The sequence below is a fragment of the Aquirufa sp. ROCK-SH2 genome, assembly GCF_054558315.1.
Map to the genome: position 1 here is coordinate 385,581 of NZ_JBPXKB010000001.1, position 16,345 is coordinate 401,925.

At 34.8% G+C, this 16,345-nt stretch carries 12 protein-coding genes; 6 read left to right on the forward strand and 6 right to left on the reverse strand.

Annotated elements, in window-relative coordinates; genetic code table 11:
- Positions 1 to 314 precede the first annotated feature (314 nt).
- A complete protein-coding gene (gene mtaB, locus V7S79_RS01685) occupies positions 315 to 1,634 on the forward strand; it encodes a tRNA (N(6)-L-threonylcarbamoyladenosine(37)-C(2))-methylthiotransferase MtaB (protein WP_459488816.1) in 1,320 nt (439 codons plus the stop codon).
- Positions 1,635 to 1,725: 91 nt separating this feature from the next.
- Here the strand turns inward: mtaB and V7S79_RS01690 are convergent, their stop codons facing one another.
- The 3 genes from V7S79_RS01690 to V7S79_RS01700 all read right to left on the reverse strand — a co-directional run bounded on the left by V7S79_RS01690 (position 1,726) and on the right by V7S79_RS01700 (position 4,893).
- Positions 1,726 to 3,069, reverse strand: coding sequence for an ammonium transporter (locus V7S79_RS01690; RefSeq protein ID WP_459488818.1), 1,344 nt, complete (start codon positions 3,067 to 3,069; stop codon positions 1,726 to 1,728).
- Positions 3,070 to 3,092: 23 nt separating this feature from the next.
- Positions 3,093 to 4,220, reverse strand: a complete 1,128-nt coding sequence (locus V7S79_RS01695) for a porin (RefSeq protein WP_459488819.1) — start codon at positions 4,218 to 4,220, stop codon at positions 3,093 to 3,095.
- A gap of 325 nt (positions 4,221 to 4,545) precedes the next feature.
- A complete protein-coding gene (locus V7S79_RS01700; RefSeq protein WP_459488820.1) occupies positions 4,546 to 4,893 on the reverse strand; it encodes a 4Fe-4S dicluster domain-containing protein in 348 nt (115 codons plus the stop codon).
- A 141-nt stretch (positions 4,894 to 5,034) separates the two neighbouring features.
- Between V7S79_RS01700 and V7S79_RS01705 the strand changes: the two genes are divergently transcribed.
- Entirely contained in the window at positions 5,035 to 6,036 is a 1,002-nt protein-coding gene (locus V7S79_RS01705) for an acyl-CoA reductase (RefSeq protein WP_459488821.1), read from the forward strand.
- 50 nt (positions 6,037 to 6,086) lie between these two features.
- On the opposite strand, the gene V7S79_RS01710 is transcribed toward V7S79_RS01705, so the two are convergent.
- Both V7S79_RS01710 and trpS read right to left on the reverse strand, forming a co-directional pair.
- Positions 6,087 to 6,626 (reverse strand): phosphatase PAP2 family protein, encoded by a 540-nt coding sequence (locus V7S79_RS01710; protein WP_459488822.1) that lies wholly within the window; start codon positions 6,624 to 6,626, stop codon positions 6,087 to 6,089.
- Between the two features lie 3 nt (positions 6,627 to 6,629).
- Entirely contained in the window at positions 6,630 to 7,649 is a 1,020-nt protein-coding gene (trpS, locus tag V7S79_RS01715; RefSeq protein ID WP_459488823.1) for a tryptophan--tRNA ligase, read from the reverse strand.
- A gap of 62 nt (positions 7,650 to 7,711) precedes the next feature.
- Between trpS and V7S79_RS01720 the strand changes: the two genes are divergently transcribed.
- The 3 genes from V7S79_RS01720 (at position 7,712) to trxA (ending at position 12,355) form a co-directional block, all read left to right on the forward strand.
- Positions 7,712 to 8,383, forward strand: a complete 672-nt coding sequence (locus V7S79_RS01720; protein WP_459488824.1) for a DUF2461 domain-containing protein — start codon at positions 7,712 to 7,714, stop codon at positions 8,381 to 8,383.
- Positions 8,384 to 8,395: 12 nt separating this feature from the next.
- Positions 8,396 to 11,959, forward strand: coding sequence for a DNA polymerase III subunit alpha (dnaE, locus tag V7S79_RS01725; RefSeq protein ID WP_459488825.1), 3,564 nt, complete (start codon positions 8,396 to 8,398; stop codon positions 11,957 to 11,959).
- A gap of 72 nt (positions 11,960 to 12,031) precedes the next feature.
- Entirely contained in the window at positions 12,032 to 12,355 is a 324-nt protein-coding gene (trxA, locus tag V7S79_RS01730) for a thioredoxin (RefSeq protein WP_459488826.1), read from the forward strand.
- Here trxA and V7S79_RS01735 read toward each other — a convergent pair.
- Positions 12,352 to 13,557, reverse strand: coding sequence for an aspartate aminotransferase family protein (locus tag V7S79_RS01735; protein WP_459488827.1), 1,206 nt, complete (start codon positions 13,555 to 13,557; stop codon positions 12,352 to 12,354). The genes trxA and V7S79_RS01735 overlap by 4 nt on opposite strands.
- 124 nt (positions 13,558 to 13,681) lie before the next feature.
- On the opposite strand from V7S79_RS01735, the gene V7S79_RS01740 reads away from it, so the two are divergent.
- A complete protein-coding gene (locus V7S79_RS01740; RefSeq protein ID WP_459488828.1) occupies positions 13,682 to 16,279 on the forward strand; it encodes a DUF5686 and carboxypeptidase regulatory-like domain-containing protein in 2,598 nt (865 codons plus the stop codon).
- The last annotated feature ends 66 nt before the right edge of the window (positions 16,280 to 16,345 follow it).

The window sequence follows — 16,345 nt, forward strand, 5'->3', positions numbered from 1 at the left end:
ATTGAAAATGGCGAGTTTACTCGCCATTTTTTGTTTGGCTTCGAGTGCCTCAGCCACCGGTTTTAATAGATCTCGGCTACAGTCCGCCATCTTCTATTTTTTACACCCTCTGGCTTCGACTCCGCTCAGCCATCGGGACCTATTACCTATTACCTATTACCTTTTACCTTTTACCTCTTACCTCTTACCTCTTACCTCTTACCTCTTACCTCTTACCTCTTACCTCTTACATCATACATCCTCTCCTACCTATTTCTCAATCACATTCGCTCCTTACATGCATTTTTATTACCTTTGTGGGCTAATATATTTACATGAATAAGGTTGCATTTTATACGCTGGGTTGTAAACTAAATTTTGCTGAGTCAAGTGCCATTGCTCGTTCTTTAGAGCCTATGGGTTTTTCGCGCGTTGAGTTTTCAGAATCTCCTGATTTGTTCGTGATTAATACGTGTAGTGTGACTGATCATGCTGATAAAAAGTGTAAAAAAGTAGTTCGAGAAGCAAAAAAAATCAATCCCAATGCTGTTGTGACGATTATTGGATGTTATGCCCAATTAAAGCCAGAAGAGATTTTGGAAATTCCGGGCGTTGATTTAGTGTTGGGGGCGAATGAAAAATTTAAATTGCCAGAATTGATTCAGCCTTATTTGGAAAATCCCTCTGAGCAACATCCTAAAATCATTGCTTCTGAAATTCGATATGATTTGGATTATCATGCTTCCTATTCGTTGAATGACCGAACAAGAACATTTTTGAAAGTGCAAGATGGCTGCGATTATCCTTGTTCCTATTGTACAATTCCGCTTGCTCGTGGACAAAGTAGATCTGGTAAAATTGCTGAAATATTACCACTGATTCATGAAATTGGCTCAAATGGAGTAAAGGAAATTGTTTTAACAGGGGTTAATATTGGTGATTTTGGTATTCAAGAAGGGAAACGAAATGAAACTTTTTTTGATTTGGTCAAAGCAATTGAGCATCAAAATGATGTACATCGTTTTCGGATTTCCTCGATTGAACCCAATTTGTTGACGAATGAAATGATTGAATTTTTGGTTTCTAGTCAAAAATTTGTCCCACATTTTCATATTCCTTTGCAATCAGGGTCTAATACTGTTTTAAGGTTAATGAAAAGGCGTTATCAACGTGAATTGTATGCTGATAAAGTGTTGAAAATTAAACAATTGATGCCAAATGCTTGCATAGGTGTTGATGTAATTGTGGGGCATCCAGGGGAAACGCATGAATTGTTTTTAGAAACTTTTGATTTTATTAATCAATTGGATATTTCCTATTTGCACGTGTTTCCTTATTCAGAACGCCCCAATACCTATGCTGTTGATATTCAACCTAAGGTTCATGGTAGAGAAAAAACGGAACGTTCTAAAATGTTACACATACTTTCTGAAAAAAAGAAAAGAGCATTTTATTCGACTCAAATTGAAAAGAAAGGCCAAGTCTTGTTTGAAGAAGCTGTAGAAAATGGAATGATGGAAGGTTTTTCCGAAAATTATATCCGAGTTTCTGTGCCGTATGATCCATTATTCGTTAATACAATTCAACCTGTTCGTTATAAATCAATTGATTCAAATGGATTGATGAAATCTGAAATTTTATTTCAATTGGTATAAAAAACAAAAAAGTCGGAAGCTAAAAGTTTCCGACTTTTTGATTGAAACAAAACCACAAGAACCATTACTTGCGGCTCAGTTTTTATTTGGATTATTCTGACAATGATTCATCATGTTGAGAAATATCCAATCCTAATCTTTCTTCTTCTTCGTTTACACGTAAAGGAATGATTTTGTCTGTAATCATTAATAATAAATATGATACTGCAAAAGCAAAAGCAGAAACGATAGCCAAGGCTAATAAATGTTTCAAGAATAAACTTGTTTCACCGTAGAATAATCCGTTCTCAGCTACTGCTGAATTGACAGCACTTGTTGCAAAAATTCCTGTCATTAACATTCCCATCATTCCTCCTACACCATGGCAAGGAAATACATCTAAAGTGTCATCTAAATTAGATGTTGCTCTCCAATGTGCAATTACATTAGAAACGATTGCTGAAATTACTCCGATAAAAATAGCAACAGGTACTGTTACGAATCCTGATGCAGGTGTTATAGCTACTAAACCAACTACCGCACCGATACAAAATCCCAAAGCGGAAACTTTTTTACCACGAGTAACATCGAATAAAATCCAAGATAAACCAGCAGCAGCTGCTGCAACGTGTGTAGTAGCAAAAGCTGAAACAGCCAATGAGTTAGCACCTACCGCAGAACCTGCATTGAAACCAAACCATCCGAACCACAATAATCCTGTTCCTAATAATACATAAGGAATATTAGCTGGAGGTAAAATATTCGATTCAATGTGAGATTTTCTTCTTCTTAAATAAAGTGCTCCGGCTAATGCTGCCCAACCTGCTGACATGTGTACAACCGTTCCACCAGCAAAATCCAATACGCCTAAGTTGAATAAGAATCCATCAGGATGCCATGTCCAGTGAGCTAAAGGAGCATAAACGGCCACACAAAACAATACCATGAATAATACAAATGCTCTAAAATTAATTCTTTCAGCTAAGGCTCCAGAAATTAAAGCTGGAGTAATTACAGCAAATTTCATTTGAAAGAATGCGAATAAAGCGAAAGGAATGGTGAATTTTAATTGATCTCCAGAACCTAGTGATAATTTATGGTCAAACACATTGTTGAACATAAAAAATGTTCTAGGATCCCCTATCCAGCCTCCAAGTGAGTCTCCGAAGGCTAAACTGAATCCGAAAATTACCCAAATTACACTAATCACACCCATGGCAATGAACGATTGCAACATGGTTGAAATAACGTTTTTGTGATTGACCATACCGCCATAGAAATAAGCTAAACCGGGAGTCATTAATAATACCAATCCAGATGCAACAATCATCCAAGCTGTATCTCCGGTATCTAAGCCTTCAGTTGGCATCGTACCTGGTAAATTGGTAAACAAAGCAAGTGCGGATATGGCTACTAAAACTAGCAACGGAATCCAAGTTGGTTTTTGATTTGTCATGTTCTTGTTTATTAAAGAGTGAATTAAAATTTGTAAATAAAGACTGCGCCTAAAGTGGTTTGTGATTTTTGAGCTTTGCCATTGCCATCAGTAAATTGTTCTGTTTTATAAGCATCTGTTCTAAGTTCTGGTTTGATTAATAAATGACCTTCGGCAGCAGTAAACGTAGCAGTTAAGGTAAGTGAGCTCACATTAGTACCTCCACCATCAGCATTTCTTAAGCCTCTTGCGCCAGAAGTGTTGTCAAATACTTCATATCTTCCTCCTAAACTAAATTTATCTGTGAAAGAGTAATTTGAATAAAGAGCAACTCCACCCCATTCTTTTGACTTTCCTATATTTCCTCCGCCTTGATAATCTCCTGATTGTGAGCCGTAAGCTGCATTTAAGCCAATTAAATATTTGGGGCTAATTTGGTAGGATGTTGTTAAGTCTAATAGATTGTAAGAACTTCCATCGTTATCATTGGATTCATCCGATGTGATACCGTTCACATAAACATTCCATCCTGAACTTGGTGAAACAAACAATTGACCAATTAATCCTTTAGAAGAATTGTTGTCGTTTAAGTTGTCTACATTATTAACCAAACCTGCCATGATTGCAAATTTGTCTGAGAAGGCATAATTTGCTTTGGCACCGATGTGGTAAAAAGGACCATTGTTAAATAAATTAGATAAAGAATAATTGTAATTAACAGGGGCGTCAATGACTTCGTATCCAATATGAGTCCCAAATTGGCCCACAGTAAAAGTTAATTTATCTGTCGCTTTCCAATTGAAATAAGCTTGTTTGATGGCAAGAGCAGTGCTAGCTTTACCGACACCCAAAGGACCAACCACGTTACCATATTGTCCAAGGTCTGCATTCGGGCCAAATGTTAAATCAACAACGACATCTGAACTTTTTGTGCTGTAACCAAACTTGGTCTGAACGAGTCCCAAAGAAAATTGACTTGATTTTTGATCAAATGCTCTTTCGTATCCTGAGGCTCCTAAGTTGCTTCTGTTGGATGGACTATTGAAATTTAGAAAATAGTACGAATCAATGTATCCAGAAAATGTGAATTTTGATGATTCTGTTTCTTTTTCTTGGGAAAATCCTAATAAGCTAAATGAGCTTAAAGCGAGTGTAAGGATTGTCTTTTTCATAAGCGGGATTGTTTTAAGTTATAAATGCTTGATTACTGAAACAAAGGTGCACCGCTTTTTTGTATTATGCAAGAGTTTTGGTTTAAATTTTAACTTATTTTTTAATAAAATTCATAAAAAATAGAAAATTCGATTAAAATTTAAACTTATTTTTATTGTTTTTACAAAAAATGAAATAAAATTGATTAAAAATTAAACTTGATTTTTTTTTATCTTGAAAAAGTGAAATGTGGATATATTTTTATTTTTATGATTCATTGGTTTTTTATTGCACAAAAAAAAGGTCTGCTTTGGGCAGACCTTTTAAAATAAGTGTTAATGAAATCTATTCAGCATGAAGCCAAGATTTTTTTGCTAATAAAGTTTCTTGATCTTCTTCATGGTCTGGATCAGGTACACAACAATCTACAGGGCAAACTGCTGCACATTGAGGTTCTTCATGAAAACCAGTACATTCTGTACATTTATCAGGAACGATATAGTAAAATTCTTCTGAAATAGGTTCTACGGGAGTTTTGGCATCCATACTAGATCCATCTTCCAATTCAACCTCTGTCAATGAAGTTCCTCCAGCCCACGTCCATTCTACTCCTCCTTCGTAAATTGCTGTATTTGGGCATTCCGGTTCGCAAGCCCCACAATTAATACATTCTTCTGTAATTATAATTGCCATTATTTCAATTAATTTTAAAGAATCTTTGTTCTTTGGTGTATAAATGATTGCGCAATTTACAAACAGATTTTTGAATAGTATATATTTTTAGTTGACTATTGTAAAAAATTTAGAACTTTGTAGTCGAAAATTTAAAATTTTATGTCGAAAAGTGCCTTTTTGTCGTTGATATCTTCTTTAAAAGAGTATTTCTCCTCTTCATCCAATAAAGAAAAAATTGAACTTTTTGTAGAAAGGTCAATGCAAGAGAATCCTTGGTTCACCAAAGATTTGATTGAATATTCCATGTCTGCCATTCAAAATCAATTTTTTAAGGTAGAAACTTGGAATGATTTTTATAATTCAGAGGGAGAACCTAATCATATTCAGCCTAAAAAGGTGGGCTTAATTTTACCTGGAAATTTACCTGCGGTAGGAATGCATGATGTGTTGATGGTTCTAGCTTCTGGCAACGCGTGTTTGGTAAAATTGAGTTCACAAGACAAATTCTTAATGACCATGTATATTCAAGCCATTCAAGAACTAAGTCAATTTGAAATTCAAATAGTAGATAAAATGGCAAACATGGATCTAGTTATCGCCACAGGTTCCGATTTTGCAGGAAATTACTTTACCCAGTATTTTAAGGATATTCCTCACATTATTCGCAAAAACCGAAGTTCAATTGCTGTTTTGACTGGAAATGAAAATTCAAATGATTTTCATGGTTTGGCAAAAGATATCTTTACTTATTACGGATTGGGCTGCAGAAACGTCTCTTCTATTTTTGTTCCCAAAGATTATGATTTAATGCCATTGTTTGATGTATTAACAACTTACCAGTCTGTTATGGATCATAATAAATATGGAAATAATTATCAGTACCAGAAGACTTTAATGCTTTTGAATCAAGTGCAGCATTTTGATTTAGGAAATTTATTGGTAGTTGAAAAACCTGAATTAGTGTCTGCAGTGGGTGTTTTACATCTTCATTACTATGAAAATGCCAGTGAAATAGAACAAATTTTAAGAGAGAATAATGAAAAGGTTCAATGCGTAGTTGGAACAGATTTTATCGATTTCGGTCAGGCCCAAGAACCAGGATTAAGTGATTTTGCAGATGGGTTGAATATATTTCAGTGGTTAAAAGGTGTTAGGGATTAGGTAATAGGTAAAAGGTAAGAGGTAAGAGGTAATATGTGAAACATCTTACATCATATATCATACATCAACATCAATCGTCTAATAATAATTGCTACAGCAGCCCCCACTCCTGCTCCAACGATCACATCAATTGGATAATGAGCACCAAGGTAAATTCTACTATATGCAATTATACTTGCCCAGCCCATCATAAAATTGAGCCAAGATTTGTTTTTGGTAATCATATAAAACCCAATAGCTAAGGCAAAGGAATTAGCTGCATGAGAAGAGCAAAAGCCAAATTGTCCGCCACATCCGTCGGCTAAATGAATCCAAGATTGGAATTCTTCTACATGACAGGGTCTAAGTCTTTTAAACAGTGGTTTTAAAATGGAGGAAGAAATTTGATCTGACAAAGCGACAGATACAATCAAATATAAAATGCTTCTCCAAGCTTTTTGCTTAAATTTTCTGATGAGGTAGCCAATTAAAAGCAGGTAAAACGGAATCCAAACATATTTGTTGGAAAAAACAATCATTATCGTATCTAATAAATCCGAATGATGTTGATTGATCCATTTAAAAAGTTCGGTATCCCAATTTGGCCACATAGACTAAAATTTAAAAACTTCTCTTACGCGTTGAATGGTACTTTTAGCAATGGGTTCAACCTTCTTCTCTCCTTCTTCTAGCTTTTGTTCAATGATTTGTGGATGATTGATATAATAATCAAATTTTTCACGAGGTTCTTTGAAATTTTTAATAATTGCATCAAACAAATCTAGTTTGGCGTGTCCATAGCCATAGCCACCTTTTCTATATTTTTGTTCCATTTCATAAATTTCAGTTTGAGTAGTTCCACTTAAACTGTATAATTTGAAGGTAATATCTGTTTCTGGATTTTTAGGATCATCTAACGGTGTTGTATCCGTAACAATTTTCTTGATTTGCTTCAATAAGTCTTTTTCTGGCAAGAAAATATCGATGTAATTATTGAGCGATTTACTCATTTTTTGGCCATCTATACCCGGGATAGTCATGACATCTTCACTTATTTCTGCTTCAGGAATAACAAAAATATCTTGATTGGCTAAACGATTAACAGCCGAAGCAATATCTCTTGTCATTTCAATGTGCTGGCGCTGGTCTTTTCCAACAGGTACAATATTGGCATCATACAACACAATATCAGCTGCTTGCAAAACGGGATAGGTAAATAAACCAGCATTGACATCTGCCAATTTGCTCGATTTATCCTTAAAACTATGTGCATTGGCAAGCATTGGAAATGGTGTAAAACAATTTAAGTACCACATTAATTCAGTATGGTAAGGTGCTAATTTGGATTGACGATAGAAATAATTTTTTTCCGTATCAAAACCAAAGGCCAACCAAGCTGCAGCAATGGACAATGTATTATTTCGGATGGCATTTCCGTCTTTTAAACTAGTAAGTGTATGTAAATCCGCAATGAATAAAAAAGAATCGTTTCCTGATTTTTTTGATAATTCTACTGCTGGCAAAATGGCACCTAAAATATTTCCTAAATGAGGTTTACCAGAAGATTGAATGCCTGTTAAAATTCGCATGAGATTAATTAAAAATTTTGCAAAAATCACGAAATTCGTTGACATCTCCCAAAACTAATTGAGAGAATTTCTATAAATTCGTTCTTTCATTTTCGAATTTAAAATTCATGCCAATTTTTTCTAGTTTATTCAGCTTTTTAACTGACTTAAAAGTCAATAATAATAGAGATTGGTTTGCTCAAAACAAATCACGATTTGATGCTGAAAAAAAAGCATTTGAGGCAGTTATTTTAGAGTTGATTGAAGAATTTAAAGAATTTGAAAACATGGATGGTGTTCAGGTGAAAGACTGCTCCTATCGAATTTACAAGGATGTCCGATTTTCTAAAGATAAATCTCCTTATAAAACATGGTTTTCAGCGAGTTTTTCAGAGGGTGGTAGAAAGTCGGGATTGATGGATTATTATTTACACATTGAACCAGGAAATAAGTCCTTTTTAGGCGGGGGAATGTATGCACCTACTCCTGATCAATTATTAAAATATCGACAAGAAATTGATTATAATGCCGAATCATTGAAAAAGATCATATATTCTCCTGAGTTTGTGGCACGCTTTGGAGAAGCGGAAGGAGAGTCTTTGAAAAATTCACCCAAAGGTTTTGAAAAGGATCATCCAGATTTAGATTTAATTCGCAAAAAGCAAATTTTTTTCTGGCAAAAGTTTTCCGACCAAGAGGTTCAAAATCCAGAATTTATTCCTCATTTAATGCAATCGGCCAAAGTTTTGAAGCCGTTTTTGGATTATTTGAATGCCGCTTTTTTTGATAAAGAATATTAATAAATACCATATATGCAGTTTTCCCATTTGCACAATCATTCACAATTTTCATTGTTGGATGGAGCTTCTAAAATTTCTTCTATGTTCAAGAAGGCCAAGGCAGATAATATGCCAGCAGTGGCTATAACAGACCATGGGAACATGTTTGGAGCTTTTCAGTTTGTGGCAGAAGCAGGAAAGCATGGTGTAAAGCCCATCGTTGGTTGTGAGTTTTATTTGGTAGAAAACCGACATAAACAGGCTTTTACCAAAGAACAAAAAGATAAAAGGTATCATCAATTGTTTTTAGCTAAAAACGCTGAAGGTTATCAGAACTTGGTAAAGCTTTGTTCTTTGGGTTTTATGGAGGGTATGTATTCTAAATATCCTCGGATCGATAAAGAATTAGTGCTCAAATATCATAAAGGGCTCATTGCTACAACTTGTTGCTTAGGTGCTTCTGTTCCTCAAGCTATCTTGCGATCTGGTGAAGCGGAAGCTGAAAAAGAGTTTAAATGGTGGTTGGATTTGTTTGGAGAGGATTATTACATCGAAGTTCAAAATCATCATATTCCTGAACAACAAACAGTTAATGAGGTTTTGGTCAAATTTGCCAAAAAGTACAATGTGAAAATCATAGCTTCCAATGATAGTCACTATTTGGATCAAAAAGATGCCAACGCTCATGATATTTTACTTTGTATCAATACTGGCGAAAAGCAAGCCACTCCTACTTACAAAGATATTGAGGGCGATTTTGATATGAAGGGAAAGCGTTTTGCTTTTTACAATGATCAATTTTATTTTAAAACAACGGAAGAAATGACCCAATTGTGGTCACATATTCCTGAATCCATTGATAATACCAATGAAATCGTTGGTAAGGTTGATACCCTTGAACTTAAAAAGGACGTATTATTGCCGAATTTTCAAATTCCACAAACGTTTTTATCTCAAGATGATTTTCTCGAACACCTTACATGGGAAGGTGCCAAAAAGCGGTATGTAGATATTGATCAAGTTGTTGAAGAACGAATCAAATTTGAATTGCATACCATCCGAACGATGGGTTTTGCTGGTTACTTTTTAATTGTTGCCGATTTTATCAATGCAGGAAAAGAATTGGGCGTTTATGTGGGGCCAGGCCGTGGATCTGCTGCAGGTTCTGTAGTTGCCTATTGTTTGGGAATTACCAACATTGATCCTATCAAATACAATTTGCTATTTGAGCGTTTTTTAAATCCCGATCGAAAATCATTACCCGATATTGATACGGATTTTGATGATGAAGGTCGTCAAAAAGTAATTGACTATGTAGTTGATAAATATGGTCGAAATCAGGTAGCACATATTGCTACCTATGGAACGATGGCAGCTAAAATGTCCTTAAAGGATGTTGCCCGCGTATTGGATTTACCCCTTTCCGAATCCAATGCCTTGGCTAAATTAGTGCCTGATAAACCTAAAATTTCCCTAGAAAGAGTAGTAAATGCCCCTCTAACAGGCGATGGTAGTTTGTCGGATAAGGAAAACCTTAGTTCAGACGAATTGGAGCAAGTGAAACAACTGAGGGAAATCAATGCTCAAGGTGGTTTAGCATCCCGAGTAATTGAATCTGCTCTAATTTTGGAAGGTTCAGTTCGTGGAACTGGCATTCATGCAGCAGGAATTATCATTGCTCCGCACGATTTGACTGAAATTTTACCAGTGGCCACTTCCAAAGATGTTAGTTTATTAATTACTCAGTTTGACGGATCTGTCATTGAAAGTGCGGGTGTAATTAAAATGGACTTTTTAGGTTTAAAAACCTTGTCTATTCTAAAAGAGGCAGTTCGATTGATCAAGCAAAATCACAATGAGGTGATTATTCTGGATGATTTACCATTAGATGACGCCAAAACCTTTGAATTATACCAAAAAGCGGAAACGAACGGAACTTTTCAGTTTGAATCTCCTGGAATGCAAAAACATTTAAGAGATTTGAAACCCGATCAGTTTTCGGATTTGATTGCTATGAATGCCTTGTTTAGACCAGGTCCAATGGTCTATATCCCCAATTATATTGCCCGTAAACATGGTCGAGAGAAAATCGAGTATGATTTGCCTGAAATGGAGGAATATTTGAGTGATACCTATGGTATTACGGTCTACCAAGAGCAAGTGATGCTATTATCTCAGAAGTTGGCCAATTTTACCAAAGGTGATGCGGACGTTTTACGTAAAGCCATGGGTAAAAAGGATAAAGCGACGATCGATAAAATGAAGGGCAAATTCATGGAAGGTGGTCAAGCAAATAATCATCCTGCAGATCGATTAGAAAAAATCTGGACGGACTGGGAAGCTTTTGCTCAATACGCTTTTAACAAATCACACTCTACTTGTTATGGTTTAGTTGCTTATCAAACAGGATATTTAAAGGCTAACTATCCTCCTGAATACATGTCTGCTGTATTATCTAATTCATTGGGTAATATTGAAAAGATTACTTTTTTCATGGACGAGTGTAAACGAATGGGATTGGATTTATTGGTTCCAGATGTAAACGAATCTTCTCGTTCTTTTGAAGTAAATAAAAAGGGACAAATTCGTTTTGGTATGGGGGCAATCAAAGGAGTTGGAGATGCAGCTGTGGAAGCGATTGTGGAGGAAAGAAATAATAATGGAGAATACAAAGATATTTTTGACTTTGTCTCTCGTGTCAATATTCGTCAAGTCAACAAGAAAAGTATCGAATCTTTGGCATTAGCTGGGGCATTTGATTGTTTTACTGATATTCCGCGTTCGCATTATTTTCACGTAGATCAAGAAGGAACAAGTTTTATTGAAAAAATTGTTCGTTATGCTTCAAAAATGGCGGAATTAAAAGCATCTGCCACACAATCATTATTTGGTGAATTAGGAGCTGGAACGGGAAATGATATTGCAAAGCCAAGAACTCCTCAAGTTGAGCAATGGTCGGCGATGGAGCAATTGAAAAATGAAAAGGAAGTTGTCGGAGTCTATATTTCTGGTCATCCTTTGGATGAATATGATATGGAAATTAAAAATTTCTGTAATTCATCTCTTGCTCAATTAGATTCTAGGCCTAACCAAGTACAATCCTTTGCAGGTATTGTCACCAAGGTCACTGTTCGAACCGCTGGAAATGGTAATCAGTTCATGATTTTCACATTGGAAGATTTTTCTGGTAATTATGAATTTGCCCTTTTTGCCAAAGATTATATTGAATTTGAACGATTTATTGCCTTAGATCGATTGTTATTTGTTCAAGGAGTCTATAAGTCAAAAAATTCCTATTCTGATCAGATGGCATTCAAAATCCAATCCATTGAACTGTTATCTGAAATTTTAGGAGAAAGATCAAAAGAGTTGAAACTTTCTTTTAGTTTGAAGCGTTTAGACCAAAACCTTATTTCTGAATTATACGAAACGTTGGATCGTCACAAAGGAAATAAAAAGTTAAGTATTGAGGTTTTTGATGAAGAAGAAAAGTTACAGCTGGAATTTTTATCTAGAAAAACTCAAGTTAACATTGGTAAACAATTAATTTCAGAATTGGGCAGTTTTGATAATTTGCTTGTGAAATTGATTTCATAAATTATTGACAGTTAATTTATTATAATAAATTGTAATTAAATCTTATTTTTGTTTTTTTAATATATAATTATCATGGGAAAATACGTAGAGGCAACGGATGCCAATTTTCAAGAGCTTATTGGCTCAGATACACCAGTTTTAGTAGATTTTTGGGCTGAATGGTGTGGACCTTGTAAAATGATTGGACCAATCGTGGAAGAATTGGCTGGAGAAGTTGAAGGTCAAGCGATTGTTGCAAAAATGAATGTAGATTTAAATTCAGCTGTTCCTGCTTCTTTAGGAATTCGTTCTATACCAACATTAATGGTATTTAAGAATGGTGAAATGAAGGAAAGATTGGTTGGAGGAAATATTCCTAAATCAGTTTTGGCTGAGACTTTATTAAAGCACGCTTAATTATTTGATTTTGCAATCTTATCAATAGCTTGTAACAATATGTTGCAAGCTATTTTTATTTCCTCTTCTGTAATCACCAAAGGAGGAGCAATTCGTAATGAATTATCACAGAATAAAAACCAATCTGTAATTAGGCCATTTTTGATACATTCATCGATGATTTTCTTTACCGTTTTAAATTCGTCAAATTCAACGGCTAACATTAATCCTTTCCCTCTGACATCTCTAACGATGGGATGTTGTATCAATTGCTTAAATAATTCTCCTTTCGCATTGGCCTCTTCCACCAAATTACTGGCTTGAATAATTTCCAAGGTTGCTAGAGAGGCAGCACAAGATACGGGATGACCTCCAAAAGTGGTGATATGCCCCAAAACGGGTTGGTGAGTCAAAGAATGCATGATTTTTTCAGAGGCAATAAATGCACCCAATGGCATACCGCCTCCCATTCCTTTGGCAGTTAATAAAATGTCAGGTTCTATCTCAGTGGCTTGATACGCCCAGAAAGTCCCCGTTCTACCAAAACCCGTTTGTATTTCATCTACGATTAACAGTGTTCCTGTTTCATCGCATTTTTTTCTTAATGCTTGGAAATATGATTTTTCAGCTAACCTCACTCCTGCTTCTCCAGCAACAATTTCTATGACAACCGCCGCTGTTTTGCTTGATATTTCAGTTAAATCTTCCATTAACCCATGACGAATATTTTTTATTCCTGGAATTAATGGTCGAAAGCTGTTTTTGAAATTTTCATCTCCCGCCAAAGATAATGCGCCTTGAGTAGCACCATGGTAGGCATTGAAACAGGAAATGATTTCTGTTTTACCTGTAAAGCGTTTTGCCAATTTCATCGCGCCTTCTACTGCTTCTGTTCCAGAGTTGGTAAAATAAACCTGATTTAAGATTTTACTTTGTGTTGATTCAATCAATGCTTGAGCCAATCTAACTTGAGGGCCTTGAATATATTCTCCATAAACCATCAAATGCATATAGGCATCTAATTGGTCTTTGATGGCTTGTAAGACTTTTGGGTGACGATGTCCTAAATTGGAAACGGCAATTCCTGAAATTAAATCTATATATGATTGCCCACTTTTATCAAATAAATAAATATGCTCAGCTTTGACAATCTCTAGCGCTAAGGGAGCGTCTGAAGTTTGAGCAATATGATTTAAAAAAAGTTGACGATGGGATATATTCATTTGTGCACAAATTTATTAATAATCCTTAAATAATGTTAAAAAGCCTTCGATACTTATTTTTAACCTTTTGTCAAAGATCAATATTTACTTACTTTGCTTTCTTTTAAAAACACTAATTTTAGAAATGAAAAAATATCTAATCGCCTTTATCTATCAGCTATTCATACCTGCAACGCTTTATTCCCAAAGTATCAAAGGGCTTGTCCAAGATGCCAAAGGGGAAATTTTACCTTTTGCGACAATTTGGGTTCAAAATCAAAATAAAGGCACAATTGCCAATGAAAACGGTCAGTTTCAATTTCTATTAGGTCCAGGCGACCATCAAGTGGTATTTCGTTTTTTGGGATATACACCTAAAACGGTTCCTATAAATTTTAAATCAGGTGATGCCGATAAAGAATTGAAGATTGTTTTAGAGGAGCAATCGATCACTTTGCAAGATGTTAAAGTAGGTGGCTTAAAAGAGGATCCTGCGATTGGTATAATGCGAAGAATGATTTCAATGGCACCTTTTCATTTAAAAGAAATTTCAAACTATTCTGCTAAGGCTTATATTAAAGGAGTTGGTAAAATTACTTCTATGTCTAAAGTTGTCAAATGGGCCGTAGGAAAGCAAATGGAAAAAGATGCAGGTATAAAAGTTGGGACCACTTACATGTTAGAAGGCGTTAATCAAGTGACTTTTCAGAAACCCAATAAAATTCAAGAGCGAGTTATTTCTAATCGAAATAATTTGCCGGCTCAAATGAGAGATGAGGCGGTAAATTTACGAGTGGCACAAACTAATTTTTATAAACCTAAAATTTGGGGGAATGTTGTTTCTCCCGTAGCGCCTAATGCCTTTAGTTTTTATGAGTTTAGTTATTTGGGAAGTTTTAAAATCAATGACTTAACAATTAGTAAAATAAGAGTCATGCCAAAAGCCTTGTCGGATGATTTATTTGAAGGAACAATCAGTGTGGTTGAAGATACATGGTCTATTTATTCTTTTTCTTTGAATTTTAAAACCTCCTCCGCTCAAGTTAATTTTCAACAGCAAAATGCACAATTTTATGGCGTTTGGATGCCCATTAATTATGATGTTCGTACCAATTTCGATGTTATGGGGATTGGTGCTAATTTTAGCTATGTGACCCAAATTAAAGAATATCAAATTAAGGTAGATCACAATTATGTAGTAAAACCACAGATTATTGAAGAACGCTTAGAAAAGTCATTGGCAAAGGAGATTGATAAAGAAAAAATAAAAAGTGTCAATGATGCGAAACTTGCCGTGACTGGAGATATTACCAGAAAGAAATTGAAAAAAGCTTTAAAGAAAATTGAGAAAGAAGAAATAAAAGAGTTAGAGAAAAAACAGGAAACTGTGTTTGAATCTGAATATGATTTTGAAGTTGATTCTACAGCTCAAAAGAAGACAGAGGCATATTGGACTCAGGAAAGAGAAGTACCATTGACTCAAGAGGAAGTATCTGCCTACCATCAAGCGGATAGTTTATACCTCGCTGGTGCCAAAAAAAGGACGCAGGATTCGCTCAATCGATTACCTAAGTTTAAATGGCCACAACTAATTACTGGTAAATTATATGATTATCGTAAAAAAGGCTTGGGTAAAAGTTTTCGATTGAATGGGATATCGTATGATTTTAATGCCGTGAATGGCAATACTTGGACTTATGGATTTGAATATATCAATCAATTTGAGGAACAAAATAATTTGAAATTTTTTGGCAATTTACAATGGGCAGCCAATCGAGAAGTATTCAATGGTGAATTTGGAATTGAGCGGACATTTCAAAGTGGCAGGCAATTTATTTCTGCCAAATTGGGAAATGATTTACATCAAATTAACAGTAATTCTCCCATCTCAGACCGCTTAAATAGTTTTTATTCCTTCTTTTTGAATCAAAATTATGCAAAGTATTTTCAAAAAGAATTTATCAATGTTGAATATCGAAATAGAATAAACTCCAATTTTTTATTATTTTTTGAAGGAGAATATAGAAATCGTACTTCTGTATCCAATTCAGTAGAACAAGGAATAATTAAAAATTACGATAAGTTTAGCCCCAACATTGCTATTAATTTAGAAAATCAAAATACCTCCTTTTCCAATGATCAACAGCTGTTTTTTAAAGGAAGTATTCAGTGGCAACCTAATGCAGTGTTTCGCAGATTTAATAAAAATGTCTATTTAAGTAATTCAAGGGGATTAATTTTTCGTTTAAGTTACGCGCAAGCATTGTTAGATAATCCATTCAAGTCGCTTGAACTCACTGTAACGAATCGTCTGAATTTGAATCGATTAGGTGATTTTAAATATCAGATTTCTGCTACACAATTTTTAGAAAAGCCAAGTAGTTTTTTAGATTATACGCATTTCAAAGGCAATGAAATCATTTTTACTTCGCGATTTGATTTTGGTTTCAAGGCTTTACCTTATTATTTATATAGTACCTCAGGAACCTCAGTTAGAGGCCATTTTACTTGGGAGCCTAGAAAATTTGCTTTAACACAATGGAATGCATTGTATATGTACGGTTTAAGGGAGTCGTTTACGTATAACACACTTTATTCAAAAAACGTAGTTGGAAATAAGTTTTATCATGAATTATCTTATGGATTAGACGGAATTGGAGGGATTTTGGGGATAGACCTCGTTTATCCGATGGGTAATTGGGTGAATGAAAAGTTTAAAGTACTGATAAGGGTTCCATTTTAATTGTTTTTTAGCTGTAAATAACTTATTTTCGTGCTAAATTTTTTTGAAATAATAATAAATATTCCC